This is a genomic window from Cohnella rhizosphaerae (assembly GCF_029525575.1).
In the GTDB taxonomy this organism is placed as follows: Bacteria; Bacillota; Bacilli; order Paenibacillales; family Paenibacillaceae; genus Cohnella; species Cohnella rhizosphaerae.
On sequence record NZ_JAPDIA010000005.1, the window covers coordinates 71,173 to 97,104 of the forward strand.

Here is a 25,932-nt window from a genome sequence, read left to right on the forward strand (position 1 = left end):
TTATAATTCAAGGCTTCCGGGCAATGCGGACATTTGTTTGCGTTTTGGCGAACGGACTTGCAGCCTAAAATGGATACAGGTCCGCTCCCGCACGGAGGGATACGGGTCCCGGTCCGGTGGGTCGCTAGGACTTGTCCGAATCGCCCGGCGCTCGCTCGCCCCGGCGCCACCGCTCCAGAACCCGCGCCACGTCGTCGCTGATGACGCCGCCCAGCGGATTGCGCTTCGGCGGCGGCGCCTTGCGGATCGTCTTGCCGATCTCGCGCCGGCTCTCCTCCACCGCGAGCAGCAGCTCGCGCGCGGACAGACGCAGCGCGCCGCGCCCGAACGCCACGTGCTGCTCGGTCTGGTCCGAAGTGGCGACGTACACGTCCCGCCGCACCGACTTCACCTCGCCGACGAGCCGCTCGATGCATTCGTCGGCCGTTTCTTTCTCGCGGGTGTACACGACGCCGAGCCGATGCTGCTTGAACTTGGCGCCGACGCCGGGCACGCGAAACGCGTCGAATACGACGATGACCTTCAGTCCCAGGTAGCCCTGGTAATCCGCCAGCATGTCGAGCAGCCGATCGCGCGCGTCCTCCAGCCGGGTCGCCTTCAGGCGGTCCAGCTCGGGCCACGCGCCGATCATGTTGTAGCCGTCGACGATGAGGATGTCCTCACGGCGAAGCATGGCCGCCCTTGCCCGGACCGCCGCCGCGCTTCGCCAGCCGCTGGCGCACGGCTTCGTAGAGGATGATGCCCGCGGCGACCGAGGCGTTGAGCGAGTTGAGCTTGCCGAACATCGGCAGAGAGATCAGAAAATCGCATTTCTCGCGAATAAGCCGGGACAAGCCCTTGCCTTCGCTGCCGATGACGATCGCGATCGGCCCGGTGAGATCGGTCGCATAGACGTCGTCCTTCGCCTCGCCGGCCGCGCCGGCGATCCAGACGCCCGCTTCCTTCAGCCGGTCGATCGTCTGGGCCAGGTTGGACACCCGCGCGACCGGCACGTACTCGACGGCGCCCGCGCTCGTCTTGGCGACGACGGCCGTCAGGCTCGCGCTGCGGCGCTTGGGCACGATGACGCCGTGGGCGCCCGTGCAGTCGACCGACCGCAGGATGGAGCCGAGGTTGTGCGGATCCTCGACCTCGTCGAGGAGCACGATCAGCGGCGCCTCGCCGCGTTCGGCCGCCCGCGCGAGCAGCTCCTCCGGCTCGGCATACGATACCGCCGCCGCCTGCGCCACGACACCTTGATGCTGAATGCCGGGAGCCAGGCTGTCCAGCTTGCGCTTGTCCGCATACTGCACGACGACGCCGCGTCCCTTGGCCTCCTCCAAGATCGGCTGAACGAGGCTCTTCTGGGCCTGGTTCGAGAGCCAGATCTTGTTGAGCGTCCGCCCCGCCTTGAGCGCCTCGAGCACCGGATGCTTGCCGGCCAGGTATTGCTCGCCTTCGGCCGCGTCTTCCCCGTCGTCCGCCGCCGAAGCTTCGGCTGCCTCGTCCTCATACGCGGCGACGCGAACGCGCGTCTCGCGCTCGGCCGCCTCGGCCTCGTGCCGGCGGCCGTACGCCCGCTGCCCGGCCCCGCTCCTGCGATCCGCGGCGAAGCCGGGCTTGTAGCCGCCCGCGGGCTTGCGCGCGCCGCCGGCGGACGGCTTGTCCGCCGCGCGCCGATCCGCGGACCGGACTGCGTCGCGGGAGCCCGCGCGTCCTTCCGCCTGTCGGCGGCCCTCGCGGGCTCCCGCGCCCGTCCCGCCATAGGCGGACGGTCCGCCGGCTCCCTTCGCCGAACGGTCCGGTTTCCCCGGTCCTCCCGGGCGATTGCTGCGATTGCTGCTCATGTCGTCTCTTCCTTTCGCCCGGGTCGCGCGGACCCCTCCGGCTTCGTATCTTCAGGTTCGAAGGCCAGCCCGATCAACGTCTCGAGCCGGTCCCGCTCCCCGCGGTAAAATAAATAGCCCACCAGCGACTCCAGGCCGGTCGCGTGACGGTAATCGCCCGGATCCGCATTGCGCGGCGGCGAGCCCGACTTCGCGTTGCGGCCGCGCCGCGCGACGTCGGCCTCCTCTTCCGTCAGCAGCGGCCCCCAACGCGCCAGCAGCCGCGCCTGCGCGGCGGCGGAGACGTAACGGGTAGCGGCCTTGTGCAGCTCGTGCGGCTTGCGCGACGCGGTAGCGATCAGCCGCTGGCGAATATACACCTCGAACACCGCGTCGCCGATGTAAGCGAGCACGATCGGATTAAGCAGGTTGACCGGCTGGTCCTTCGGCAACTCCGGCGCGATGACCGGAAGCGGCGCGTTCGTGCGAAGCTCCGTCATTTCCGGCGCCACCGCATCCCTTGCGCCGTATCTTCAAGGATGATCCCTTTCTCCGCCAGCAGGTCGCGAATCTCGTCCGCACGCGCGAAGTCGCGGCGCTTGCGCGCGTCTGCGCGCTCGGCGATCAGACTGTCGACCTCCGCGTCCAGCAGCTCTGCGCCCGCCTCCGGCGGCAGCAGCCCGAGCACCCGGTCGAACGTCGCGATGAGTTCCAGATACGCATGAATGTCCGCCGCGCAGGCCGCGTCGCGCTTCAAATACGCATTGGCGTCGGACACCGTCTGGAACCACACCGTGATCGCGTCCGCCGTGTTGAAGTCGTCGTCCATCTTGGCGTCGAACGCCGCCCGGAGCTGCGCGAGCCTCGGCGCGACCGAAGGATCGGCGGGCACCAGCTCGGAGACGGAGGACAGCCGGTGCTTCAGGTTGTCGCGCGCGTTGGCGAGGCGCTGCACGCTGTTCTCGGCCTGGGCGACCGACTCCTCGCTGAAGTTGATCGGGCTACGGTAATGGCCGGTCAGCATGATATAGCGGATTGCCTGCGCGCTCGTCTTCTGCAGCAGCTCGCGCGGGTTGACGACGTTGCCGATGGACTTGGACATCTTCTCGTTGTCGATATTGACGAAGCCGTTGTGCATCCAGTAGCGCGCCAGCGGCTTGCCCGTCAGCGCCTCAGACTGCGCGATCTCGCACTCGTGGTGCGGGAACTGCAGGTCGTTGCCGCCGCCGTGGATGTCGAGCGTCTCGCCCGCGTACTTGAGCACCATGGCCGAGCACTCGATGTGCCAGCCCGGACGGCCTTCGCCCCAAGGACTGCTCCAGCTGATCTCGCCCGGCTTGGCCGCCTTCCAGAGAACGAAGTCCTGCGGCGATTCCTTGCGCTCGTCCACCTCGATCCGGATGCCGTACTGCAGATCCGCTAGATTTTTGTGGGACAGCTTGCCGTAGTCGGGGAATCGCGCGGTTCGGTAGTAGACGTCTCCGCCGCTCTCGTAAGCATAGCCCTTCTCCTCGAGCGTACGAATGAACGAGATGATCTCCGGAATCGTGTCGGTCACCCGCGGGTTTTTCGTGGCCGGGAAGACACCGAGCGCGGTCGTATCCTCGATGAACGCCTGAATGAACCGCTCGCCCAGCTCGGGGACGGTGATGCCCATCTCCTCGGCGCGCCGGATCATCTTGTCGTCGACGTCGGTGAAGTTGGTCAGGTAGTTGACCTTGTAGCCGGCATGCTCCATATACCGGCGCACGACGTCGAAGAAGATGACGGGGCGCGCGTTCCCGATATGAATATACCCGTATACGGTCGGTCCGCATACGTACATCGTGACTTGGCCGGGCTGCTGGGGCACGAATGGTTCGGCCTCGCGGGTCAGCGTATTGTAAATGCGAAGGGTCATGGTCGATTATGGCTCCTTTGAGTTTCTTGAACAGGCGGAAGAATAAACGGGTTCTGCCCGGCGGTCGCGGTCGTCCCCCCGCGCGGCATCGCCTTCGGCAGGCTTGCCGTCTCCGGCGTCGGCGGAGGAATCGCATTTGGCCTTGAGCTCGAGCGGCGGCGGATCGAAGTATCCGCTGCGCTCCCGTTTCAAATGCTCCAGCTCGCCTTTGAGGTCGTCGATCTCCTTCTGCATGAAGCGGAACGTCTCGATGACCGGGTCCGGCAGGTTCGTATGGTCGAGCCGGTCGCCGATCCGCTGTCCGCCCCGCTTCACGACGCGGCCCGGAATGCCGACGACCGTGCTGTCCGGCGGCACCTCGCGGAGCACGACGGAGTTGGCGCCTATATTGGAATTGTCGCCTACTTTGAACGAACCCAATACTTTGGCGCCCGAAGCGATGACGACCCGGTTGCCGATCGTCGGGTGGCGCTTGCCTTTTTCCTTGCCGGTCCCCCCCGAGCGTCACGCCTTGGTAAATGACGACCTCGTCCCCGATCTCGCAGGTCTCCCCGATGACGACGCCCATCCCGTGGTCGATGAACAGCTTGCGGCCGATCTTGGCGCCGGGATGGATCTCGATGCCGGTCATGAACCGGCTCACCTGCGAGATGACGCGCGCCGCGGTGAACCATCTTCGCTTGAAGAAGCCGTGCGCGATTTTGTGCGCCCAGATGGCGTGCAGCCCCGAATACGTGAAGATGACCTCGAATCGGCTCCTGGCCGCCGGATCGTTTTCGAACACCGCTTCTACGTCGGAACGCACCGTCTCCCAGAAGCCCATGTGTTCTCCCCCCCTTGAAGTGTGCTGCCTTAGTTGCCGAAGAATGCGAAATCCTTCGCGAAAGCTGCGCGGCGACGCATGACTGCGCAAAAAAAGACGCCCCGGCAGCTCTCGCTGCAGAGGCGTCTTCTGACGCGGTCCCACTCTGCTTGGCGCGATCGGCGTTCTTGCTCTTCCAGCAAGGCGCGGCGAATCGCCCGTCTCATTCGGCCGTTAACGGGGCCCCCCGGCAACGCCTAACGCAAGCCTTCGGGCCGGCCGATTCGACGGAATGAATCGGCGGCGTCCGGCGCTTCGCTCGGCGCTGCGGCTCCCAGGCGCATTTCCCCCACGTCGGATACGAGACTGCTCTCACCCTAGGCAGTCCTCTCTGGTCGCTCCTCGTCGTGGCGTACTCTCCTGTTCGTCGCTATTACAGCAAGTATAGTGCAACGTCCGGCGGGTGACAAGTGGCTCGGGCGGTCATGAGCGGAGCGTGGGTTGGAATTGTCGTCTTTAACGTTCTACAGCGCAAAGGCACGTGCTCAGGCCGAATGACGATGTCGCGCATCGCTATTTCGTCGCATCCTCACATCCGCAGCCGAATAACGATGTCGCACATCGCTATTCCGTCGCATCCTCACATCCGCAGCCGAATAACGATGTCGCACATCGCTATTCTGTCGCATCCTCACATCCGCAGCTAAATAACAATGTCGCGCATCGCTATTCCGTCGCATCCTCACATCCGCACCTAAATAACGATATCGCGCATCGCTATTCCGTCGCATCCTCACATCCGCAGCCGAATAACGATGTCGAGCATCGCTATTCCGTCGCATCCTCACATCCGCAGCCGAATAACGATGTCGCACATCGCTATTCCGTCGCATCCTCACATCCGCACCTAAATAACGATATCGCGCATCGCTATTTCGTCGCATCCTCACATCCGCAGCCGAATAACGATGTCGCACATCGCTATTCCGTCGCATCCTCACATCCGCACCTAAATAACGATATCGCGCATCGCTATTCCGTCGCATCCTCACATCCGCAGCCGAATAACGATGTCGCACATCGCTATTCCGTCGCATCCTAGCCGATAGCGGGAAAAAGGTACAAAAAGGTGCGCTATCCCCTCTCCGCTCGCTCCCCCCCAGAAAGAACGCCTATTCGCACGCGCCCGCTCAATCCCGGCAGCCGTTTCCCGCTCGTCCGCTCGCTGCTCGCACCGTTCCGCCCGCAGCGCCCTTGTGCCTGCAGTCGGCCCTGTAGCGTGCAGTCGGCCCTGTTGCCTGTAGGCCCTGCGGCTTGCGGTCAGCCGAGCGAAGCCGCCGTCTCCCGCAGCCTCGCAAGCACGCGGTCGCGGCCGAGCAGCCAGATCGTGCCGTTCAGGTCCGGTCCGTGCATCTGACCGGTCAAAGCCACCCGGATCGGCATGAACAGGCCTTTGCCCTTGGCGCCCGTCTCCGTCTGCACGGCTTTGATGAGCGCCTTCATGCCCTCGACCGTGAAGCCCTCCTCGCCGGCGGCTTCGATCTGCCGCGCGAACGCGTCCAGCACCGTCGGCACCTGCGGGTCGGCCAGCACCTCGCGCGCTTCGTCGTCGACTTCGATCCGCTCGCGCACGAACAGCTCGGACAGCGGCACGATCTCCGCGCCGTAGCGCAGATGCTCGCGCAGCAGCGTCACGAGCGCCGCCGCCCAGGCCATTTCCCGCTCGTCCGGCTGCTCGGCGATGCGGCCCGCCTTTTTCAGATGCGGCAGGCACAGTTCGAGCAGACGCTCCGGCGATACGCTTTTCAGATAATGCTGATTGATCCAGTTGAGCTTCGCCGTATCGAACACGGCCGGGCTCTTGGACAGCCGCTCCGCCTTGAAGATCTCGATCAGCTGCTCGCGGGTGAAGATCTCCTCCTCGCCCTCCGGCGACCAGCCCAGCAGCGCGATGAAGTTGAACAGCGCCTCCGGCAGATAGCCCAGACCGTCGTACTGCTCGATGAACTGTACGATCGACTCGTCGCGCTTGGACAGCTTCTTGCGGCTCTCGTTCACGATCAGCGTCATATGGCCGAACACCGGCGGCTCCCAGCCGAGCGCTTCATAGATCATGAGCTGGCGGGGCGTGTTGGTGATATGGTCTTCGCCGCGCAGCACATGGCTGATCCGCATATGGTGATCGTCGACGGCGACCGCGTAATTGTACGTAGGAATGCCGTCTCGCTTGACAATGACGAAGTCGCCGAAGTCCTCCGAACGGAACGTGATCTCGCCCTTGACCATATCGTTAAACGTATACGTACGACCTTCCGGGACGCGAAACCGAATCGCCGGAATGCGGCCTTCCGCCACCAGCTGCGCCTCGTGCTCCGGCGTAATGTCGCGGTATTTGCCCGAATAGGCCGGCGTCTCGCCCCGCGCGAGCTGCTCCTCGCGCTCCGCCTCAAGCTCTTCCTCGGTCGCATAGCAGCGGTAAGCCAGGCCTCGGTCCAGCAGCACTTTGGTGAATTCGTCGTAAATGTGGAGACGCTCGGTCTGTCTGTACGGTCCGACGTCGCCGTGGCGATCGACGCTCTCGTCCCAGTCGACGCCGAGCCACTTCAGGTACGTCAGTTGGCTCTCCTCGCCGCCCGCGACGTTGCGCTTGACGTCGGTGTCCTCGATGCGGATGATGAACTCCCCGCCGTGATGGCGTGCGAATAAGTAGTTAAAAATAGCGGTGCGCGCATTGCCGATATGAAGATGCCCCGTCGGGCTCGGCGCGTAGCGAACCCGGACTTTGCCGGCCGGTTGATTGGTCATGTCCATGTCCCTCCAGTTCCCGTCGTTAGTCTTGCTTGACCAGCAGCACGACCGCCTGCGCGGCGATGCCTTCGCCGCGGCCCGTGAAGCCGAGCCGCTCCGAGGTCGTCGCCTTCACGTTGACCTGATCGGCCGCGGCGCCGAGCGTGCGCGCGATCACGTCGACCATCGCGGGGATGTGCGGCGCCATCTTGGGCGCCTGGGCGATGATCGTCGCGTCGACGTTGCCGAGCCGGTAGCCGCGCTCCGCCGTGAGGGCCCATACCCGCTCGAGCAGCATGACGCTGTCCGCATCCTTGAACGCCTCGTCCGTATCGGGAAAATGCTTGCCGATATCCCCGAGCGCCAGCGCGCCGAGCACGGCGTCGCTGATCGCGTGAAGCAGCACGTCGGCGTCGGAATGGCCGAGCAGTCCCTTCTCGTACGGAATGCGGACGCCGCCGATGATGCATGCGCGTCCTTCCGTCAACTGGTGCACGTCAAAGCCTTGTCCTATTCTAATCATCCGTTTCGCTCCAATCCGTCGCGCCGGCGCCGTGCCAGCAGCAATTCCGCGATGGGCAGGTCCTCCGGCGTCGTTATCTTCAAGTTGGCATAATCGCTCTCCACGATCGCCACCTTGCGGCCGAGACGCTCCAGCAGCATCGCGTCGTCGGTGGCGGCGGCGCCCTCGCGCCTCGCCCGCTCGTGCGCGTCCATCAGCTCCGCCCGGCGAAACGCCTGCGGCGTCTGCACCGCCCACAGCAAGCTGCGCTCCGGCGTGGACACGATCATCCCGGCGCCGTCGGACAGCTTGATCGTGTCCTTGACCGGCACCGCCAGCGCCGCAGCGCCCTGCGCCGCCGCCGCCACGCAGCACGCCGCGATCCGCGCCGGGGTCACGAGCGGCCGCGCGGCGTCGTGGACGAGCGCGCCTTCGGCACGCAGCGCCGCGAGTCCCGCGTACACGCTGTCCTGCCGCTCCGCGCCGCCCGCGATGACGGCCGTCAGCTTGCGGATGCCGAACTCGCGCGCGAGCGCCTCGGCCTTCGCTTCTTCGCCCGCCGCCGCCACGATCACGATCTCGCTCACCGCTTCGCAAGCCTCGAACGCCTCCAGCGTATGCGCAAGCACCGGACGCCCCTCCAGCGGCAGATACGCCTTGTTCATGCCGGCGCCCATGCGCTTGCCGCTGCCCGCCGCGACGATGACCGCTCCCCAATCCATGTCCACGCCTTCTTTCCGTCTCGGCATGATCGCGGACCGACCGCCCAAGGGCTCTTTCCGCCGTCCGCAATCGTGAAGAAGGACGGGACCCCAGCGGGTCCCGCCCGTATACCTTTCCATCATACCCGGTCGGCGTCCATTTTCCAAGAGGGCGGCAAGCCGGCCGGCAGCGGCGCTGGCGGCGTCCCGTTTCAGCGGCCCGCCGCGCCCGCCTGATTCTACAAAGCCCGCTCCAGCAGCTTCGGCTTCGCGAAGATCATCCGGCCCGCCGACGTCTGCAGCACGCTCGTCACGAGCACCTCCATCGTCGTGCCGATGAAGTCGCGCCCGCCCTCCACCACGATCATCGTGCCGTCGTCGAGATAGGCGACGCCCTGGCCATGCTCCTTGCCGTCCTTGATGACCTGCACCACGATCTCCTCGCCCGGCAGCACGACCGGCTTCACTGCGTTCGCCAGATCGTTGATGTTCAACACGGATACGCCCTGCAGCTCGCACACCTTGTTCAGGTTGAAGTCGTTGGTGACGACCTTCCCCCGCATCGCCTTCGCGAGCTTTACGAGACGGCTGTCGACCTCGCCGGTCTCGTCGCCCGGATCCTCGTAGATGAGCACCTTCACGTCCAGCTCCTTCTGGATCTTGTTCAGGATGTCGAGCCCGCGGCGGCCGCGATTCCGCTTGAGCAGGTCGGACGAATCCGCGATATGCTGCAGTTCCTCCAGCACGAACTCGGGGATGACCAGCGTGCCCTCGATGAAGCCCGTCTTGCAAATGTCGGCGATGCGGCCGTCGATAATGACGCTTGTATCCAAAATTTTATGCTCCTCGAACCTGGGCGAATCCTCCGCCGCCGGCTCCGGCTTGCGCCGGTCGGCGCCCCAGCCCGCGACCTCCTCCTGCTTGCGAAGCCCGATATGCGTTCCTGCGTACGCGAACGCCAGCGCCGTCCCCGCGGAGAGCAGCGCGCCCACGCGCGGCACCGCGCCGAGATACGGCATAAGCAGCATGGCGAGGACAAGCCCGGTACCGCCTCCGGCCAGCCCTGCGATCAGCTGCGTGGCCGGCATGCCCGCGAGCCGGTCGACGCTCCTGCGCAGCAGCTCCGAGAGCGGTCCCGCGCACGCCGTCGCGATAACGAAGCCAAGCGCCGCGCCGATCCAGGTCGCGTACGCGCCGATTCCGCCGCCGTATGCCGCCGTGCCGAGCGCGCCGCCCATCCAGGACGTCCGCGCGCCGCCGGACACGCTCGCGGAAGATGCGAAGCCTTGTCCGATCGCAAGGCCTGCCAGCAGCCCGAAGGCTTGTATCAATCGTTTCATCAACATAAGTATCACTCCCAAGAATAACCTGATTTGCTACCAGTATGGTCCAAATTCGGGCGGATTAATCCTGTCTCGGGAGCGGAAAATGGGTCTGTCGATCGCGTTCGGCCGATTCGGCCGGACGAAGGCAAGCCGCTTCAGGCGCTTTGGCGCGAGGGCGCGCATCGTTCAATCGCTTTACGCTTTGTAATACCGATGCCCTTGTTCTATAATGAGTTCTAAGCAACGCCAATACGGGCAACCGAGGTGGATGGAATGAGCGCGCCAACACTGCAGGAATTTCAGCAGCAGGTGTCCGAGCTTCTGCTTCGTCACCGCAGTCTGCTGGATGTCATGACCAAGTACAGCCAGTCGAACGCTTCGGTCAACCGGGCTGTGTCCAAGTCCATCACCGAATGCGGATGCATCGAGCTTAGCGCCAAGCAGCAAGGCTTCTCACCCGATTTGGAGCTGGACGAAGCCAGGCGCCAGACCAAATCCCACATGACGGGGGGAGCTCTGCGAGCAATGCGCCGACATCATTCGTTCGGAGATGGGCAAGAACCTGTTCTATCTGTCCGCTTATTGCAATCTGCTTGGCGTCAACCTGGATGAAGTCGTCACCAAGGAATCGGAAAAATGCAGCACGCTCGGCTGGTTCAACCTGACTTAGATCGGGAGCGACTTCCGCGGGCGCAAAGAGAATCCGTCAGGGAAAATCGCCCTGACGGTCTTCTTTTTTAATTGACGGATGTCCCAAACTCGATTCGTCGATCGATCGCGAGTCGACAATCGCCCGTTAGCCGGCCGACGGCGGTCGGATTACCCGACGGATCGCCCGTGCCGGCTCTCGGCGCAAAGCCTGCAAAAGCCTGCAATTATACATCTAATTTTGATGTTCTCGCCCCTTCAGGACAGAATAACTGCAAATGCGCAGTTATTTTACTTCATCTGCCCCATTTCCGGCGTGCGCTTCGAATTTACCTGCATATTAAGTCAATTTCATAATTCAAACCCCTTGCTACGACTGACTTTTTTTGGCGCACCAAAGAGGAGTACCTCCCCACATTCTCGAAATTAAGGTTAGCCACCCAAAACGAGAAAGAAAGGAAGTACTCCTACGATACCAATTCGACAGGAAGAGCTCTTTTCCTTTGAGACCCTTCTAAAAATGTCCCCGGCGTCAAAAGACGACCTCATTTTGGAAGAAGTTCCTATTGCGAAAATCTTGTACGCCATCAGTAGCTTCAAACGACGTGGTCGGCCCGAAAGCTTGAACACCAGAGCGATGATCTTTTCGCTTATCCTTTGCAAAATCGAGCATATTCGCTTCATCAAGGACCTGGTCAACCGTCTGAAAAGCAGTGCAGAATTCAGATTGCGCTGTCACTTTACAGGCTCTGATCGGGTACCGAGCCAAGCCGCCTATTCCAGGCTTTTCACCAAACTTCAGCAGTCCGGTATCCTGCATGAGGTCATCGATATTACGGTGGATGCAGCGATTACAGAAGGCTTCCTGAAAGGTGAAAGCATGGCGGTGGACTCTTCGCATGTGGAAGCCTTTGACCGAAACCCCAAAATTGACGCGTCTAAACCGGCCCCGTCCATTCTCCCCAAGGAGGTAGAAGACAGCGAAGAGCCTGCTTTTCTGGACGCCGTCAGCCATGTCCCGCAGCCAGCCCCCAAGCCCGAGAAACCCAAGCGTGTCAAACGCGGGCGCGTCCCCAAAGCCGAGGAGGCCGCGTGGCGTGCGCAAGTCGAGGCCTATGAAGCTTCGTTAACACACTTCGAAAAGGAAGTTGCGGGGATGTTGTCTTGCAGCTACGAGGAACTCATCGCGGACATGCCGACCTATCCAAGTGTAGGAGCAAAAGGCGATCCCCGCGGAAGCGGACGCGTAAAATATTGGTACGGCTACAAGCTCAATTTGTTAGTGGATTGCCAGAGTCAGTATATTGTGACTGGCGTAAACTGCTCGGCTCATGTAAACGACCAACGTCCGGCGATCGTGCTGCTTAAACGATTAAAAGAGCGGTTCCCAACACTCCAGCCTAAGTACGTGTTAGGCGACAAAGGTTACGATAGCGAGCCCGTTTACCAGCAAGTTAGAGATGTAGGTGCATGTTCGCTTATTCCGCTTGTTCATCGCACCAAACTGCCGGATGGTGTAGATAAGCACTTGCGCCCAACGTGCAAACAAGGTCATTCGTACCGCTACGATAGCTATGATGCGACTCGGGATACTGTTAAATTTGTAGCACCCAAAGAATGCGCAGCCTGTCCGTTTCAAGCCGACGGCTGCCAAAAGGTGATAAAAAAACAAGTAAAAGAGGATGTTCGTAGATATACTGCACCTGGGCGAGGCAGTGAAAAGTTCCATCAATTATTTAAACAGCGGACCGCGGTTGAGCGTGTCTTTGCCTATTTAAAACTTTATCTGGAATTAGGCACGACGCGAAAGCTTAAAAGACGTGCATTCGTAGATATGGACTTAAGTTGTCTCACATACAATGTATGCAAACTTGCAATAGATAAATTAAACAAGCGCATCCGCGAAGCAAAACCAGCCGCTTAACCTCAAAAAAAAAGGACTTCCCCAACATTGGCCTCATGCTTGGCTCCATCACCAAATGAATTCTGAAATTGACTTTATTTGCATGTATTTTATCAAGTGTCGTCGGCCGACAGAAAATACATGCGCATATGCAGGTTTTCCGACCCGCCACACAGGTGGGAAACCCCGCCATGCCAAAATGCGCTTACCTGTCACGACTCGCCGCCATAATTAAAAAAAGCCGTCCAACGCCGATAGGGCGAAGGATGGCTTTTGCGCCTGCTTGGCGATTATGCGCCGCGGCGCGGTCGCTCCTCGTTCTTGCGCCGTTTGCGGCGAAGACGCTTGTAGGCGCCGGAGAACATGCGCTCAACGTTTTTTTTTAGGCCCCAGAGCGCGTACAGCAGCAGCATCACGAGGATGAAGTTCGGGATCGCCCGCGGGAACATGAACGCCAGGATCACCGCCGCGGCGACGACGAGCGGCACGGCCCAGATCGCGGCCTTAGGCAGCCCGAGCTTCTTGAAGTTCGGGTACTTCAGGCTGCTGACCATAAGGAAGGACAGCGCCAGCGTGGCGACGAGCAGCAGGTACACATGCAGATCGTTGTGGAAAAGAGCCAGCGTCGCCAGCACGCCGCCGGCAGCCGGAATCGGCAGTCCGATGAAGTAGCCGGGAATGCCCTCGATCACGTTGAAGCGGGCGAGCCGCAACGCGCCGCAGATCGGGAAGATCGCGGTGATGATCCATGCGAGCGCCGGATTGACGTCGGTGAAGGCGGCTTGATACATAATGAAGGCCGGCGCGACGCCGAACGAGATGACGTCGGACAGCGAATCCAGCTCCTTGCCGAACTCGCTCTGGACGTTCAGCGCCCGGGCCACCCGGCCGTCGAGACCGTCGAGCAGCATGGCGATGATAACCAGCAAGGCCGCGCCGTCCGCGCGGTCGTTGAACGCCAATATGATCGATAATACGCCTAAAAATAAATTGCCTATGGTAAAAAGGTTCGGCAACGACTTTGTAAACATTGGACTTCACCTCTACTTTACTATACCCGTTCGGGCCGATCGCCAACGCTTGGGACGACAGTCGCCCGGGCAGGCTAGTCTAAGAGCCGGCTGCAAGCGGATGCAGATACCGTCTCCGCAGGCAACATTCCCCATTGTATGATGCCTATATCTGTCTGTCAATGAACACCTGCTCCCGAATCCGCTTCAGTCCGTCGCGGATCGCGCGGGCGCGGACTTCGCCGATGCCGTCGACCTCGTCGAGCTCTTCGATCGAAGCCTGCGCGATACGCGTCAGCGCGCCGAAGCGATCGACGAGATTGTGGACGATGACGGCGGGCAGCCGCGAGATTTTGCCCAGAATCCGATAGCCGCGAGACGGCAGTCCCTCCTCGGCCACGGCGCTCAGCGACACGTAGCCGAGCAGCCGGATGATCAGCACCGAATCCAGCAGCTCGTCGGAGCTCAGTTTCTTGAGCGCGTGCTGAATCTCCCGAATCCGGTCTTCGGAAGCGTCCTTGGCATAGTCTTTGAGGAGGAGGCGCGCCTCCTCCTCGGCATGGCCGACCAGCTCTTCCAATTGCATATTGATCAGACGGCCTTCGTTGCCCAGCTCGAGCACATACCGCTTGATCTCCATCCGGATACGCAGCACCATCTCGGCGCGCTGGAGCGCGTAGACGACCTCGTGCATCGTCACCAGGTTCTCGAATTCCAGCGCCGACAGGTCCGTCAGCGTCTGCGTATAGACCGCCCGGTACCGCTCCAGCGTCTGGATCGCCTGGTTCGCCTTCGTCAGGATGACGCCCATGTCCTTGAGCGCGTAGCGCAGCTGCCCCTGGTACAGGGTGATGATATTGCGGCGCTGGGAGATGGACACGACGAGCTGCCCGGTCTGCTTCGCCACCCGCTCCGCGGTGCGGTGCCGGATGCCCGTCTCGATCGAGGAGATCGACGGATCCGGGATAAGCTGCGTATTGGCGTACAAGATCCGCTTGGCGTCCTCGCTCAGAATGATCGCGCCGTCCATCTTGGCGAGCTCGTACAGATAGTTCGGGCTGAAGTCGCAGTTGATGGAAAAGCCGCCGTCGACGACCTCCATCACCTCCGGACCGTAGCCGACGACGATGAGCGCGCCGGTCTTGGCGCGCAGTACGTTTTCGAGTCCGTCGCGCAGCGGCGTGCCCGGCGCGACCATCCGCAGCAGCTGGTTCATGACGTCCTGCTGCTCGCGTTCTTTGTCTTTGATCTCCTTCGTCACGCGATCCGTTCCCCCCCTATTCCAATGCCGCCTTGAGCGCTTCGGCCACGGACTTGACGGGCACCAGCCGGATGCCGGCCGGCGGCTGCCAGCCCTTCAGGCTCGCTTCGGGCAGGATGACCCGCTTGAAGCCGAGCTTGAGCGCTTCCTTGACGCGCGTCTCGGCGCGGGAGACCGCCCGCACCTCTCCGGTCAGCCCCACCTCGCCGAATACGACGTCGTCGGGCTTGGTGGCCAGGTCGCGAAAGCTCGACGCCAGGCTCACCGCGGCGGCCAGGTCCGCCGCCGGTTCATCCAGCTTGATGCCTCCGGCGACGTTCACGTAGGCATCCTGATTTTGAAAAAACATGCCCATGCGCTTCTCGAGCACGGCGATGACGAGCGATATCCGATGATGGTCGAGCCCCGAGGACATGCGCCGCGGCGACGGAAAATGCGTCGGCGCGACGAGCGCCTGCAGCTCGACCATGACGGGCCGCGTTCCCTCCATGCTCGCGACGACCGTGGAGCCGGACACGCCGAGCGGACGCTCGGTCAGGAACAGCTCGGACGGATTCGACACCTCGCGCAGGCCGTCCTCCGACATGTCGAAGATGCCGATCTCGTTGGTGGAGCCGAAGCGATTCTTGACCGCGCGCAGCAGCCGGTAAGAATGGTGGCGTTCGCCCTCGAAGTAGAGCACGCAATCGACCATATGCTCGAGCAGCCGCGGGCCGGCGATCGCGCCTTCCTTGGTGACGTGGCCGACGAGCACGGTCGCGACGCCGCCCTGCTTGGCGATGCGCATGAACTGGGCCGTGCACTCGCGCACCTGCGCGACGCTGCCCGGCGCGGAAGGCACGTCGGAACGGTAGACGGTCTGAATCGAATCGATGACGAGGAAGTCCGGCTTCACTTCCTCGATGGACTGCTCGACGAGGTCCAGATTCGTCTCGCACAGCACGAACAGACGCTCGCTGAGCGCGCCCAGCCGGTCGGCGCGAAGCTTGGTCTGGCGGACGGACTCTTCCCCCGACACGTACAGCACGGTCAGGCCCTGGCCGGCGAGCGTATTCGACGTCTGCAGCAGCAGCGTCGACTTGCCGATGCCCGGATCGCCGCCGACGAGCAGCAGCGAGCCGGGCACGAGCCCGCCGCCCAGCACGCGGTTGAGCTCCCCGTTTCCCGTCGGGATCCGGGGTTCCTTGCCGCTTTCTATGTGTATGATGGACTGGGCCTTTTCTTTCGTCCGGGTCAGCTCGCTGCTGCGTCCGACGTTCGCCTTGACGACCGGCTCGGCTTCCTCCACCATCGTGTTCCATGCCCCGCACCCCGGGCACTTGCCCATCCATTTGGGCGATTCGGTGCCGCATTCGGTGCAGACGAACTTGATTTTCAGCTTGGCCATGGGATTCCCTTCATTGGTTCGCTAGTTACAAGAAGTGTATCACACTTGCTCTCCCCGGTTAAAGTCCGCCTCCCCCCGGCGTACGCAAAGATCCGCCGCGAAGGGAGACCCTTGCGACGGACCGAAGGAACGCATTCGGAGGAAAGCACGCGCGGCGCAGACGTCCGCAAGACGGGATCAGACAAAGCTTCTCGTATCGTTGTTGCGGCTGAAGCGGAAGATCGCGATCGCGGCGAAGGCGGCGGCGAAGGCGACCAGCACGAGCAAGTTCATGTACAGGCTGCCGAAGCTGTCGCCGTGCTGCAGCCGGTTGACCGTATCGAGCAGCCAGTGCTGCGGCAGAAACGCGCCGACCTTGCGGATGGCGTCCGGCATGATGTCCATCGGGAAGTAGCAGCCGGCCAGCAGGCATGTCGGCGTGATGATGAGGTTTTGCAGCGCGCTGGACTGTCCTTTCGACTTGGAGAGCGAGACGATCATCAGCGACAGCGCGATCGCGCCAAGGCCGAACAGTACCAGGATCAGGGCCAACTGCATGACGGGAACGCCGGAGTCGATATGGAGCACGGCTCGCATGAAGGTCAGCGTCAGGGCGATCTGGCACATCATGGCGATGACATTGACCGCGACGTTCGCCGCGACGTACGATCTCGCGGTCACCGGCGAAGAGAGCAGGCGCAGGAACGTGCGATTTTCTTTCTCGCGCAGGATCATCTCCGACATGTTGACGGACGAGAACATAATGAATGCGACCAGGAAGCCGAGCGATTGGTACGTCGTGTCTTTGACGTTGGACGCGTCGTTCAGACGCTCGCGGTCGACCTTAAAGCCGCCCTGCGTATACGCGGCGTAGATTCTCTCGAAGCGCGCCTTGTCTCCTTGCGTTTCCGAAGCGATCGAAGCGACGTTGTTCAGGTAGCCGTCCAGCATCGCCTGAACGTAAGCCGTCACCTGCGCGCCCTTGACGGACAACAGCTCGAGCGGCTCCGGCGATCCCGCCTTGAGTTTCTCCCCGAATCCCGCCGGGATGGCGATGCCCGCGTCCAGCTTGCCCGCCGCGATCTGGTCCTTCAGGTCGGCATCCGACGTCTCCGTTATCTTGACGCCGTCCAGCGCGCCGACGAAGGCGGCGATATCGCGGCCTACGGCGTCCGCGCCGTCCTGCTGAACGATGCCGATGCGAAGGCCGGCGCCTCCGGCGCTGCCGTACAGCCCGGCGGAGAGCAGGACGCCGGCGACGGGCAGCAGGAACAGGATAATATTCGAACGCTTGCGGAAGGTGTTGCGGAAAGTATGGGCCATGAGCCAGAGAATCGTTTTCACGGTCAGATCGTCTCCCTTCTGCGGATCAGGAACATGCATACGGCGAGCAGGAAGATCGCTGCCGCAAGATTATAGCCGGCAGCCTGCAAGGCGGGAGCCGCGTCTCCGCCGAACACCGTCTCGATGACGCCGGCGTTGTTCCAGCGCAGCGGGGAATAGTAGGATACGGTTCCGATAAAGCCGCCGAAGTCGGTCACCGGGAAGTACGCGCCGCCTACGAACGAGGCGATCTGGATGAAGATGAGCAGAAACGAATGGGATGCTTTGCCGCGGAAGATCATGCCTGCCGCGAGGCCGAAGCCGATCGACATCAGCACCTCCGTGACCAGCACGAGCAGGACTTGCACCGGATGATCGCCCCAGTTTGCCCCGAAGGCGAAATGGCTGATCAGCATGACGGTGACGAGGAAAATCGCGTTGATAAAGGTGCTGCCGAGCACCTTGCCGGCGAAAATCTCGGCCTTGGACACCGGCGCGGCGGATAGCCGGACGATCGTGTGGCGCGTCCGTTCGCTCTCGATGAGCGAAGCGGCATTAAGCGCCGCGTACAACGCGATCATCGTCGTCATGGCGACCGCGTAATAATCCATGGAGTTCGGTTGGCTGTCCGCCGTGAGCGAAGTCGCCTTCACCAACTGGGCGGGCGCTTGGCCGTCGCCGGTCTGCGACGACAGGCCTGCGCTCGCGAAGGCGGCCTGGAGATTATAGCGGTCCGCGAAAGATGTCAGCATGCCCTGCAAAATGTTGCTCTCGATCGTGCTCCGGCTGTTGTCGTAGTAGGCGATGCCCTTGTCGGAGACGTCGGCGAAAGCCGCGTATTGCGCTTCGATGACGGCCTGCTTGCCGTCCTGTCCCGGAGGCAGCGCTATTATTTCGATCCCGCTCTCCTCGGCGGCCTTCGCGAAGCTCTCCCAGCCGGCAGCAAGCTCGGGGCTCGCCTGATCGATCTTGTATGCCATCTTGACGTCGGCGATCTCGATGCTGCCGGAGAACGCGTTGGACAGCGCCAGCCCCAGGATGAGCATGAGCGCGATCGGAAAGGCGAGCATGAAGAGAAAGGTGGACTTGTTGCGAAGCGCCGACACGATTTCTTTTTTTGCGATATGCAGCGTATTCACGCACTCGTCCCCCTTAGTCTCTCAGATTGCGGCCCGTCAGCGTCAGGAACACCGTCTCGAGGTTCGGCGCCTGCTCCTCGACCGCGCGAATCTCCATGCCGTCGCGGATGAGCTGCTGAACGATGTCGTTCAGGTTGGCGATCTCGGCGCGAGACTGGATCTTGAGCCGCTGCTCCTCGATCCGGACGCTAAGGACGCCCCGGATCTCCTTGAGCCGCTCCTGATTCAGGCCCTCGACGCTCTTCACGTCGATCCAGATCTCCTTCGAGTCGGTGATGATCGCCTTGAGCTGCTCCTTGGTGCCGTCCGCGATGATCTTGCCGTGGTCGACGATCGCGATGCGCGTGCAGATCTCCTCGACCTCTTCCATGTAGTGGCTGGTGTAGAGAATCGTGCAGCCCATGCGGTTCAGTTCCTTGACCGATTGCAAAATGTAGTTGCGCGAGTGCGGATCGATGCCGACCGTCGGTTCGTCCATGATGATCAGCTTCGGCCGGTGCGCGATGGCGCAGGCGATGTTAAGCCGGCGCTTCATGCCGCCGGAGAAGTTTTTGGGAAGCTCCTTCTGCTTGTCGCCGAGTCCCACGAAGCTGAGCGCCTCCTCCACCCGCGCCTTCAGCTCGCTGCCGCGGAAGCCGTAAAGCCCGGCGAAAAATTTCACGTTTTCAAAGGCGGTCATATCCTCGTAGATGGCCAGATCCTGCGGCACGATGCCGATGTTCATCTTCGCGAAGTGCGCATGCTTGGCGATATTTTTGCCGAGAAACTTGATCTCTCCCTTCGTCGGGCGGAGCAGCGAGGCGATCATGCTGATCGTCGTGCTCTTGCCGGCCCCGTTCGCGCCGAGGAAGCCGAAGATCTCTCCTTCCTTTAAGGTGAGAGACATATTGTCCACCGCAGCGAAGTCCCCGAACTTCTTGGTCAGTCCGCCGATCTCGATAATGTTCATCGCGCTTTCGCTCCCTGTCGTTCATTTGTTGATCTCATCATAAAAAAAAAGGACGCCCTTATGTCAGTGCATAAGTTCATCCTTTGGCATGAGAAATCTCATGGAAACCGCTCATGAATATCTCATGAGCCCGCGCGCACGGGCAGCAGCGTCGTCACGCTGAAGCCGCGGGAGCCGTCGACGATGATCGTGCCGCCCTCCGAAGCCGCCCGCTCCTCCATGCCGACGATGCCGAGTCCCTTGACGACCTTGTCGGCTCCGCGCCCGTCGTCGCGCACGACCGCCTTGACGAATTTGTTCAGGACGAGCACTTCGACCGCGATCGATTCGGCGCCGCCGTACTTGAGCGAATTGGTGACGGCCTCGGTGACGTTGGCCTGAATGATGCGCCACTGGAGCTGGGTAATCGTATCGAGATCGCCGGCGTAGTTCAGCGTCGCGCGAATGTCGTGCTTCGCCGACAGCTCGTCCACGAACAGCTGCAGCCGCCCGATGCCGAGCTGCTCCGCGGGCGGCTTGGATTGCTTCAACGTCAGACGGATGCGCTCCAGCCCTTCCTTGGAGATGACGATCGCGTTGCCCAGCAGCTCCTCCGCCTTCGCCCGGTTCGTGTCGAGCAGCCGTCTGGCCGCCTCCATCTGAATGAGCGCGCCGGCCATCGAGTGGCCGATCTCGTCGTGGATTTGCTGCGACAGCCGCCCCCGCTCCTCCAGCTTGATCGTATACTCGGATTGGCGGGCGTACTCCTCGTTGTCCGCGAGCGCGCGGGTCAGCCTGCGCGCGTCGTCCTGCAGCTTGTCCCGCTCCTCCTCTCGGAGGGCAAGCCGCGCGTGCAGCCTGCAGGTCGAGACGTACAGCATGAAGCACAGCGCCGCCGCCAGCGCATAGAGCGGCCTGTCCCCGGCCGGCAGCAGCAAGGCGGCCGCGGCCATGGCGACGGCGGACTGCCAGTTGGCGGCGCCGAGACCGGACGCCGCCTCGTACAGGTTCGGGACGGCGAGCAGCAGGAACAGCGGATGCAGCTCCAGCGCGCCGTAGACCCCGAGCGCCGCGGAGAGCGCCGACAGCGCGAGCGACGCATGCCGGATGCGCCGCAAGGGCGGGATGCCGAAGCTGAGGCAGGTGTACGTCAGGAGGACGAGCATATAGGCGGGACGGAACGATTCGTCGTGCGGCGTCCCGTACAGCATGTATCCAATAAACAGCAACAGAACGGATTTGCTCCCGAGCAGCCAAAGCTCCATCGGCTTGTTTACTCCTCTTCCGGCACGCGGGCTTCGCCCGTGAGGTAGTAGATCGCGATCTGCGTGCGGTGCTCGAGGCCGGTCTTGTTCAAGATCGAAGTAATGTAGTTGGCGGTCGTGCCCTCGGAGATGAACAGCTTGCGCGAGATCTCCTTGTTCGACAGCCCGCGGGCGATCTGCGCCATGATGTCGAGCTCGCGCTCGGTGAACAGGCTGCGGTCGATCGCTTCGCCCGGCTTGACGGACGGCGCAGCGGCCGGCGCCTGCTGACTTGGAGCGGCGCCTTGCGCGAGCTGCGCCTTGATCTTGTCAAGCACGACGTCCTGGAGCACGTCGTGCTTGTTGTGCACGCTTTTGATGGCGTCGCGGATCCGCTCCGGGTCGTTATTTTTCAGCAGGTAGCCTCTGGCTCCCGCCTTGATCGCTTCGAGAATGTATTCCTCGTCGTCGAAGGTCGTCAGAATCAGCGGCTTGGTCTTCGTGTTCGCCGCGATGAGCCGGGCCGCCTCCACGCCGTTCATGTTCGGCATGCGAACGTCCAGCAGCGCCACGTCCGGCGCGTACGCCTCGCAGAAGGCGGCGGCCTGGGCGCCGTCCTCGACCGTTCCCACCACCTCGAATTCCTCGAAGCTGGTCAGGATGATTTTCATGCCTTCGCGGATAAATGAATTGTCGTCGGCGATCAGCACTTTGATCGGCAAAGCCTTCCACCTCGCTTTATGTCTATGTCGATCATAAGCGCTGCGGGGGGCGAGGCGCAATCGCCTAAGCCGAACTTCGCTTGGCTCGGTGCGCTACGCGCTTCATCCATGCACAAGAATTGTGCATGGCGGGCGGGTAGCACGGGTGCGGCGCCCCTCGCGCTTCATCCATGCACAAGAATTGTGCATGGCGGGCGGGCTGCACGGGCGCGGCGCCCCTCGCGCCTCATACATGCACAAGAATTGTGCATGGCGGGCGGGCTGCACGGGCGCGGCGCCCCTCGCGCTTCATACATGCACATGAATTGTGCATGGCGGGCGGGCTTCGCGGTCGCGGCGCCCCTCGCGCCTCATCCATGCACAAGAATTGTGCATGGCGGGCGGGCTGCGCAGGCGCGGCGCCCCTCGCGCTTCATCCATGCACAAGAATTGTGCATGGCGGGCGGGCTGCGCGGTCGCGGCGCCCCTCGCGCTTCATCCATGCACATGAATTGTGCATGGCGGGCGGGCAGCACGGTCGCGGCGCCCCTCGCGCTTCATCCATGCACATGAATTGTGCATGGCGGGCGGGCCGCACGGGCGCGGCGCCCCTCGCGCTTCATCCATGCACAAGAATTGTGCATGGCGGGCGGGCTGCGCGGTAGCGGCGCCCCTCGCGCCTCATCCATGCACAAGAATTGTGCATGGCGGGCGGGCAGCACGGTCGCGGCGCCCCTCGCGCCTAGCGCCGGTCGCGGCGCGCCTAGCGCCGAAGCTGCCGCCGCTGCCGAGCGCCGTCCTGCCCTGGCCCGCCCCCCTCTTCCGCCATTTGCCTCCTATTGCCTCCTATTGCCTCCTATTGCCTCCTATTGCCTCCTATTGCCGCCTATTGCCGCCTATTGCCTCCTATTGCCGCCTATTGCCGTCTGCCTCACAAGCACCCGCCAACGCGCAAAACGCCCGCGGAACGACTCTCTCGAGTGTTCCGCGGGCGCAGTTATTGCCGCAGCCGGATTAACCGTTGTTTTTGACCGCTTCGCTCTCTTCGAGAGACGACGGCTTGGTATTGTTCACGACCAGCGCGCCGTCCTTCTCGTCGATCTCGAGCGTGTCGCCCTTTTGGATCTTGCCGAGCAGCAGCTCCTCGGACAGGCGGTCCTCGATGTGCTTCTGGATCGCCCGGCGCAGCGGACGCGCGCCGTAAGCGGGGTCGAAACCTTCCTTGGCAAGGAAGTTCTTGGCGGACTCGGTGAGCTCGAACTTGACGTTGTGCTCGACGAGACGCTTCTTGAGATCGTCCGCCATGAGCGTGACGATCTGCGCGATGTGCTCCTCCGCGAGCGGGTGGAACACGATCATCTCGTCGATCCGGTTCAGGAACTCGGGGCGGAACGACTTCTTCAGCTCGCCGAGCACCTTATCCTTCATGTTGTTATAATCTTTGCCCGCATCCTGCACGGCGGTGAAGCCGAGCGTGGAGTTGCGCTTGATCTGATCGGCGCCGACGTTCGACGTCATGATGATCAGCGTGTTGCGGAAGTCGACCGTGCGGCCCTTCGAGTCGGTCAGACGGCCATCCTCGAGCACCTGCAGCAGCACGTTGAACACTTCGGGATGCGCCTTCTCGATCTCGTCGAGCAGGACGACCGAGTACGGCTTGCGGCGAACCTTCTCGGTCAGCTGGCCACCCTCGTCGTAGCCGACATATCCGGGAGGCGCGCCGACGAGACGGGACGTGGAGTGCTTCTCCATGTACTCCGACATGTCGATGCGGATGACCGCGTTCTCGTCGCCGAACATCGCTTCGGCCAGCGCGCGGGCCAGCTCGGTCTTGCCGACGCCAGTCGGGCCGAGGAAGATGAACGAGCCGATCGGACGCTTCGGATCCTTGAGGCCGGCGCGGGAGCGGCGGACGGCGCGGGCGACGGCCTTGACGGCTTCTTCCTGGCCGATGACGCGGTCGTGCAGGATGCTCTCGAGCTTCAGCAGACGCTCGGTCTCTTCCTCGGCCAGCTTGACGACCGGAATGCCGGTCCAGCTCGCGACGACCTGGGCGATATCGTCCGGCGTCACCTCGGAGTCCGTGCGGCCTTGCTTTTCTTTCCACTGGTTCTTGGTGGAGTCGAGCTCCTCGCGAATCTTCTGCTCGGTGTCGCGCAGCGCGGCGGCCTTCTCGAACTCCTGGCTTTGCACGGCGGCGTCCTTCTCCTTGCGGATATCCTCGAGACGCGCCTCAAGCTGCTTGAGATTCGGCGGTACCGTGTACGAGCGCAGTCTCACCTTGGAGCTGGCTTCGTCGATCAGGTCGATCGCCTTGTCCGGCAGGAAGCGGTCGGTGATGTAGCGGTCGGACAGCTTGACCGCGGCTTCGATCGCCTCGTCCGTAATCTTGACCCGGTGATGCGCCTCGTAGCGGTCGCGCAGACCGTTCAGGATCTGGATCGCTTCTTCCGGCGACGGCTGGTCGACGGTAATCGGCTGGAAGCGGCGCTCAAGCGCGGCATCCTTCTCGATGTACTTGCGATACTCGTCGAGCGTCGTCGCGCCGATGCACTGCAGCTCGCCTCTCGCGAGAGCCGGCTTCAGGATGTTCGATGCGTCGATCGCGCCTTCGGCGCCGCCTGCGCCGATCAGCGTGTGCAGCTCGTCGATGAACAGGATGACGTTGCCCGCCTGGCGAATCTCGTCCATGATCTTCTTCAGGCGGTCTTCGAATTCGCCGCGGTACTTCGTGCCGGCGACGACGGAGCCCATGTCGAGCGTCATGACGCGCTTGTCGCGGAGCGTCTCGGGAATCTCGTTGTTCACGATGCGCTGCGCCAGACCTTCGGCGATCGCCGTCTTGCCGACGCCGGGCTCGCCGATGAGGACCGGGTTGTTCTTCGTCCGGCGGGAGAGCACCTGGATGACGCGTTCGATCTCCTTGGCGCGGCCGATGACCGGGTCGATATTGTTGTCGCGGGCGCTGGCCGTCAGGTCGCGGGCCAGGCCGTCAAGCGTAGGCGTGCTGACGTTGTTGGAAGGCCCGTGATTCTGCGACACGCTCTCGCTGCTGCCGAGCAGCTGCAGCACCTGCTGGCGCGCCTTGTTCAGGCTGATGCCGAGGTTGTTCAGCACGCGCGCGGCCACGCCTTCGCCTTCGCGGATCAGACCGAGCAGGATGTGCTCCGTGCCGACGTACGTATGGCCGAGCTTGCGCGCTTCGTCCATCGACAGCTCGATGACCTTTTTCGCGCGCGGGGTGTAGGCGATGTTGGTCGGCTGCTCCTGGCCGCGTCCGATGAGGGATTCGACCTCGTCCTGGATTTTCTCGAGACCGAGACCCAGCGCGATCAACGCCTTGGCGGCGATGGATTCGCCTTCCCGGATAAGTCCGAGCAGAATGTGCTCCGTACCGATATTGTTGTGTCCCAAGCGCACCGCTTCTTCCTGTGCCAGTGCAAGAACCTTCTGTGCGCGTTCGGTGAATCGTCCGAACATCATGAGACAGCACCTCCTCCGTATAATATAAGAATAGTTGATTTAGGCATGAGTTGCCAGTCTGGACGAGATCATTTGGGCGCGGGTCATGTCCCGCTGCTCCGGACTGAGCGCCTCGCCGTACGCCTGCTGCAGGAATCCGGGCTGGATCGAGACAAGCAGCTCGTTCAGCGTGCCCTCGTCCACCCCGGGCAGCAGGCCCAGATGGACGCCGAGCCGCAGATCCGACAGACGCTGCGAAGCCTCCTTCGCATCGATGACGGCGGCATAGCTCAGAACGCCGAACGATCTTTTGATCCGATCCTCGACCTTCAGTCTCGACTCGTTCATCAGCTTCGCTCTCGCCGCCTTCTCGTGTTCGATAATCTGGCGGGCGACCGCGTGCAAATGGTCGATGATCTCGGTCTCGGACTGACCGAGCGTGATCTGGTTGGACACCTGGAACAGATTGCCCGTCGCTTCGCTGCCCTCGCCGTACATGCCCCTGACCGCCAGGCCGACCTGCGTGACCGCCGACAGGATCCGGTTGATCTGACCCGTCATGACGAGCGCGGGCAGATGCATCATGACCGATGCGCGAATGCCCGTGCCGACATTGGTCGGACAGCTGGTCAGGAAGCCGTACTTCTCGTCGAAGGCATAATCGACGGCTTCCTCGAAAATATCGTCGATCTTGCTCGCGGTATCCCAGGTCTCCTTCAATTGAAATCCCGCATGCAGACATTGAATGCGCAAATGGTCCTCTTCGTTCACCATCAGGCTGACGTCTTCGCCGGGGCCGAGCATCAGCGCGGCATGCTGGGCTTGGTTCGCCAGCGCGGGGCTGATCAGATGCTTTTCCACCAGCACCTGCTTCTCCAGCTCGCTCAGCTCGGACAATCTGACGCTGCTGACTTCGCCGAGGCCGTTCAGCCTGCCGCTCTCGTTCACGAGCAGCAGCCGGTCCATCGCTTCCGCCGCCTGGACGGCGCTGGCCATCATCGGAAACGGCAGATGCCGCAAATTCCGGGCGATGCGGACCCGGCTGCTGAGCACGACGTCGCGATCCGGCGCATCCTCCTTCATCCAGGGGCTCAGCGCCTCCGCGGTATATTTCCGATTACCCAT

Annotated in this window: 20 protein-coding genes and 2 pseudogenes; 3 read left to right on the forward strand and 19 right to left on the reverse strand. The window is 62.5% G+C overall.

The features are described from left to right. Positions 1 to 124 precede the first annotated feature (124 nt). From OMP40_RS17550 to cysE, 5 genes and pseudogenes are all read right to left on the reverse strand, one after another. Positions 125 to 673, reverse strand: a complete 549-nt coding sequence (locus OMP40_RS17550; RefSeq protein WP_277533370.1) for an NYN domain-containing protein — start codon at positions 671 to 673, stop codon at positions 125 to 127. After that, positions 660 to 1,424, reverse strand: coding sequence for a 23S rRNA (guanosine(2251)-2'-O)-methyltransferase RlmB (gene rlmB / locus OMP40_RS17555; RefSeq protein ID WP_277533417.1), 765 nt, complete (start codon positions 1,422 to 1,424; stop codon positions 660 to 662). The genes OMP40_RS17550 and rlmB overlap by 14 nt, the downstream gene beginning before the upstream one ends. Positions 1,425 to 1,822: 398 nt before the next feature. Then, the gene (locus OMP40_RS17560) at positions 1,823 to 2,305 is read right to left on the reverse strand and encodes a Mini-ribonuclease 3 (RefSeq protein WP_277533371.1); all 483 of its coding nucleotides are present in this window, start codon (positions 2,303 to 2,305) and stop codon (positions 1,823 to 1,825) included. Continuing rightward, complete coding sequence (gene cysS / locus OMP40_RS17565) at positions 2,302 to 3,705, reverse strand: cysteine--tRNA ligase (protein ID WP_277533373.1); 1,404 nt, start codon at positions 3,703 to 3,705, stop codon at positions 2,302 to 2,304. Before cysS ends, OMP40_RS17560 begins: the two co-directional genes overlap by 4 nt. Positions 3,706 to 3,711: 6 nt before the next feature. Further along, positions 3,712 to 4,528: pseudogene (gene cysE, locus OMP40_RS17570) on the reverse strand (serine O-acetyltransferase). A 520-nt stretch (positions 4,529 to 5,048) separates the two neighbouring features. On the opposite strand from cysE, the gene OMP40_RS17575 reads away from it, so the two are divergent. Then, positions 5,049 to 5,609 (forward strand): hypothetical protein, encoded by a 561-nt coding sequence (locus OMP40_RS17575; protein WP_277533375.1) that lies wholly within the window; start codon positions 5,049 to 5,051, stop codon positions 5,607 to 5,609. 218 nt (positions 5,610 to 5,827) lie between these two features. On the opposite strand, the gene gltX is transcribed toward OMP40_RS17575, so the two are convergent. The 4 genes from gltX to OMP40_RS17595 all read right to left on the reverse strand — a co-directional run bounded on the left by gltX (position 5,828) and on the right by OMP40_RS17595 (position 9,840). Further along, positions 5,828 to 7,312 (reverse strand): glutamate--tRNA ligase, encoded by a 1,485-nt coding sequence (gltX, locus tag OMP40_RS17580; protein ID WP_277533376.1) that lies wholly within the window; start codon positions 7,310 to 7,312, stop codon positions 5,828 to 5,830. Positions 7,313 to 7,337: 25 nt separating this feature from the next. Next, positions 7,338 to 7,817 carry a 2-C-methyl-D-erythritol 2,4-cyclodiphosphate synthase gene (ispF, locus tag OMP40_RS17585; RefSeq protein WP_277533377.1) on the reverse strand — a complete coding sequence of 160 codons (480 nt, stop codon included), beginning with the start codon at positions 7,815 to 7,817 and terminating at the stop codon, positions 7,338 to 7,340. Continuing rightward, positions 7,814 to 8,545: a 2-C-methyl-D-erythritol 4-phosphate cytidylyltransferase gene (gene ispD, locus OMP40_RS17590; protein WP_277533379.1), complete on the reverse strand. Its 732-nt coding sequence runs from the start codon at positions 8,543 to 8,545 to the stop codon at positions 7,814 to 7,816. Before ispD ends, ispF begins: the two co-directional genes overlap by 4 nt. A gap of 191 nt (positions 8,546 to 8,736) precedes the next feature. Then, complete coding sequence (locus OMP40_RS17595; RefSeq protein ID WP_420871991.1) at positions 8,737 to 9,840, reverse strand: PIN/TRAM domain-containing protein; 1,104 nt, start codon at positions 9,838 to 9,840, stop codon at positions 8,737 to 8,739. A gap of 255 nt (positions 9,841 to 10,095) precedes the next feature. Between OMP40_RS17595 and OMP40_RS17600 the strand changes: the two are divergent. After that, a pseudogene (locus tag OMP40_RS17600) lies at positions 10,096 to 10,492 on the forward strand (nucleoside triphosphate pyrophosphohydrolase family protein). A 498-nt stretch (positions 10,493 to 10,990) separates the two neighbouring features. Further along, positions 10,991 to 12,394, forward strand: a complete 1,404-nt coding sequence (locus OMP40_RS17605) for a transposase (RefSeq protein WP_420871864.1) — start codon at positions 10,991 to 10,993, stop codon at positions 12,392 to 12,394. 269 nt (positions 12,395 to 12,663) lie between these two features. On the opposite strand, the gene pssA is transcribed toward OMP40_RS17605, so the two are convergent. The 10 genes from pssA to OMP40_RS17655 form a co-directional block, all read right to left on the reverse strand. Beyond that, entirely contained in the window at positions 12,664 to 13,404 is a 741-nt protein-coding gene (gene pssA, locus OMP40_RS17610; RefSeq protein WP_277533384.1) for a CDP-diacylglycerol--serine O-phosphatidyltransferase, read from the reverse strand. Between the two features lie 145 nt (positions 13,405 to 13,549). After that, complete coding sequence (gene disA, locus OMP40_RS17615; protein ID WP_420871990.1) at positions 13,550 to 14,644, reverse strand: DNA integrity scanning diadenylate cyclase DisA; 1,095 nt, start codon at positions 14,642 to 14,644, stop codon at positions 13,550 to 13,552. A gap of 16 nt (positions 14,645 to 14,660) precedes the next feature. Then, the gene (gene radA / locus OMP40_RS17620; RefSeq protein ID WP_277533386.1) at positions 14,661 to 16,031 is read right to left on the reverse strand and encodes a DNA repair protein RadA; all 1,371 of its coding nucleotides are present in this window, start codon (positions 16,029 to 16,031) and stop codon (positions 14,661 to 14,663) included. Positions 16,032 to 16,208: 177 nt separating this feature from the next. Next, complete coding sequence (locus tag OMP40_RS17625) at positions 16,209 to 17,354, reverse strand: ABC transporter permease (RefSeq protein ID WP_277533388.1); 1,146 nt, start codon at positions 17,352 to 17,354, stop codon at positions 16,209 to 16,211. A gap of 2 nt (positions 17,355 to 17,356) precedes the next feature. Beyond that, positions 17,357 to 18,472 carry an ABC transporter permease gene (locus OMP40_RS17630; protein WP_277533389.1) on the reverse strand — a complete coding sequence of 372 codons (1,116 nt, stop codon included), beginning with the start codon at positions 18,470 to 18,472 and terminating at the stop codon, positions 17,357 to 17,359. Positions 18,473 to 18,485: 13 nt separating this feature from the next. Next, the gene (locus OMP40_RS17635; protein WP_277533390.1) at positions 18,486 to 19,421 is read right to left on the reverse strand and encodes an ABC transporter ATP-binding protein; all 936 of its coding nucleotides are present in this window, start codon (positions 19,419 to 19,421) and stop codon (positions 18,486 to 18,488) included. 122 nt (positions 19,422 to 19,543) lie between these two features. Further along, on the reverse strand, positions 19,544 to 20,665 hold the full coding sequence (locus tag OMP40_RS17640) for a sensor histidine kinase (RefSeq protein WP_277533394.1): 1,122 nt from the start codon (positions 20,663 to 20,665) through the stop codon (positions 19,544 to 19,546). Positions 20,666 to 20,673: 8 nt separating this feature from the next. Next, a complete protein-coding gene (locus OMP40_RS17645) occupies positions 20,674 to 21,315 on the reverse strand; it encodes a response regulator (protein ID WP_420871992.1) in 642 nt (213 codons plus the stop codon). A 1,044-nt stretch (positions 21,316 to 22,359) separates the two neighbouring features. After that, positions 22,360 to 24,828, reverse strand: a complete 2,469-nt coding sequence (clpC, locus tag OMP40_RS17650) for an ATP-dependent protease ATP-binding subunit ClpC (RefSeq protein ID WP_277533399.1) — start codon at positions 24,826 to 24,828, stop codon at positions 22,360 to 22,362. A gap of 39 nt (positions 24,829 to 24,867) precedes the next feature. Beyond that, positions 24,868 to 25,932 (reverse strand): protein arginine kinase, encoded by a 1,065-nt coding sequence (locus OMP40_RS17655; protein ID WP_277533400.1) that lies wholly within the window; start codon positions 25,930 to 25,932, stop codon positions 24,868 to 24,870.

Bases quoted from the DNA above. Each gene is read 5' to 3' on its own strand.
- OMP40_RS17550 (WP_277533370.1), bottom strand. From the start codon at position 673: ATGCTTCGCCGTGAGGACATCCTCATCGTCGACGGCTACAACATGATC.
- OMP40_RS17560 (WP_277533371.1), bottom strand. From the start codon at position 2,305: ATGACGGAGCTTCGCACGAACGCGCCGCTTCCGGTCATCGCGCCGGAG.
- cysS (WP_277533373.1), bottom strand. From the start codon at position 3,705: ATGACCCTTCGCATTTACAATACGCTGACCCGCGAGGCCGAACCATTC.
- gltX (WP_277533376.1), bottom strand. From the start codon at position 7,312: ATGACCAATCAACCGGCCGGCAAAGTCCGGGTTCGCTACGCGCCGAGC.
- ispF (WP_277533377.1), bottom strand. From the start codon at position 7,817: ATGATTAGAATAGGACAAGGCTTTGACGTGCACCAGTTGACGGAAGGA.
- ispD (WP_277533379.1), bottom strand. From the start codon at position 8,545: ATGCCGAGACGGAAAGAAGGCGTGGACATGGATTGGGGAGCGGTCATC.
- OMP40_RS17605 (WP_420871864.1), top strand. From the start codon at position 10,991: ATGTCCCCGGCGTCAAAAGACGACCTCATTTTGGAAGAAGTTCCTATT.
- pssA (WP_277533384.1), bottom strand. From the start codon at position 13,404: ATGTTTACAAAGTCGTTGCCGAACCTTTTTACCATAGGCAATTTATTT.
- radA (WP_277533386.1), bottom strand. From the start codon at position 16,031: ATGGCCAAGCTGAAAATCAAGTTCGTCTGCACCGAATGCGGCACCGAA.
- OMP40_RS17635 (WP_277533390.1), bottom strand. From the start codon at position 19,421: ATGAACATTATCGAGATCGGCGGACTGACCAAGAAGTTCGGGGACTTC.
- OMP40_RS17640 (WP_277533394.1), bottom strand. From the start codon at position 20,665: ATGGAGCTTTGGCTGCTCGGGAGCAAATCCGTTCTGTTGCTGTTTATT.
- OMP40_RS17645 (WP_420871992.1), bottom strand. From the start codon at position 21,315: ATGAAAATCATCCTGACCAGCTTCGAGGAATTCGAGGTGGTGGGAACG.
- clpC (WP_277533399.1), bottom strand. From the start codon at position 24,828: ATGATGTTCGGACGATTCACCGAACGCGCACAGAAGGTTCTTGCACTG.
- OMP40_RS17655 (WP_277533400.1), bottom strand. From the start codon at position 25,932: ATGGGTAATCGGAAATATACCGCGGAGGCGCTGAGCCCCTGGATGAAG.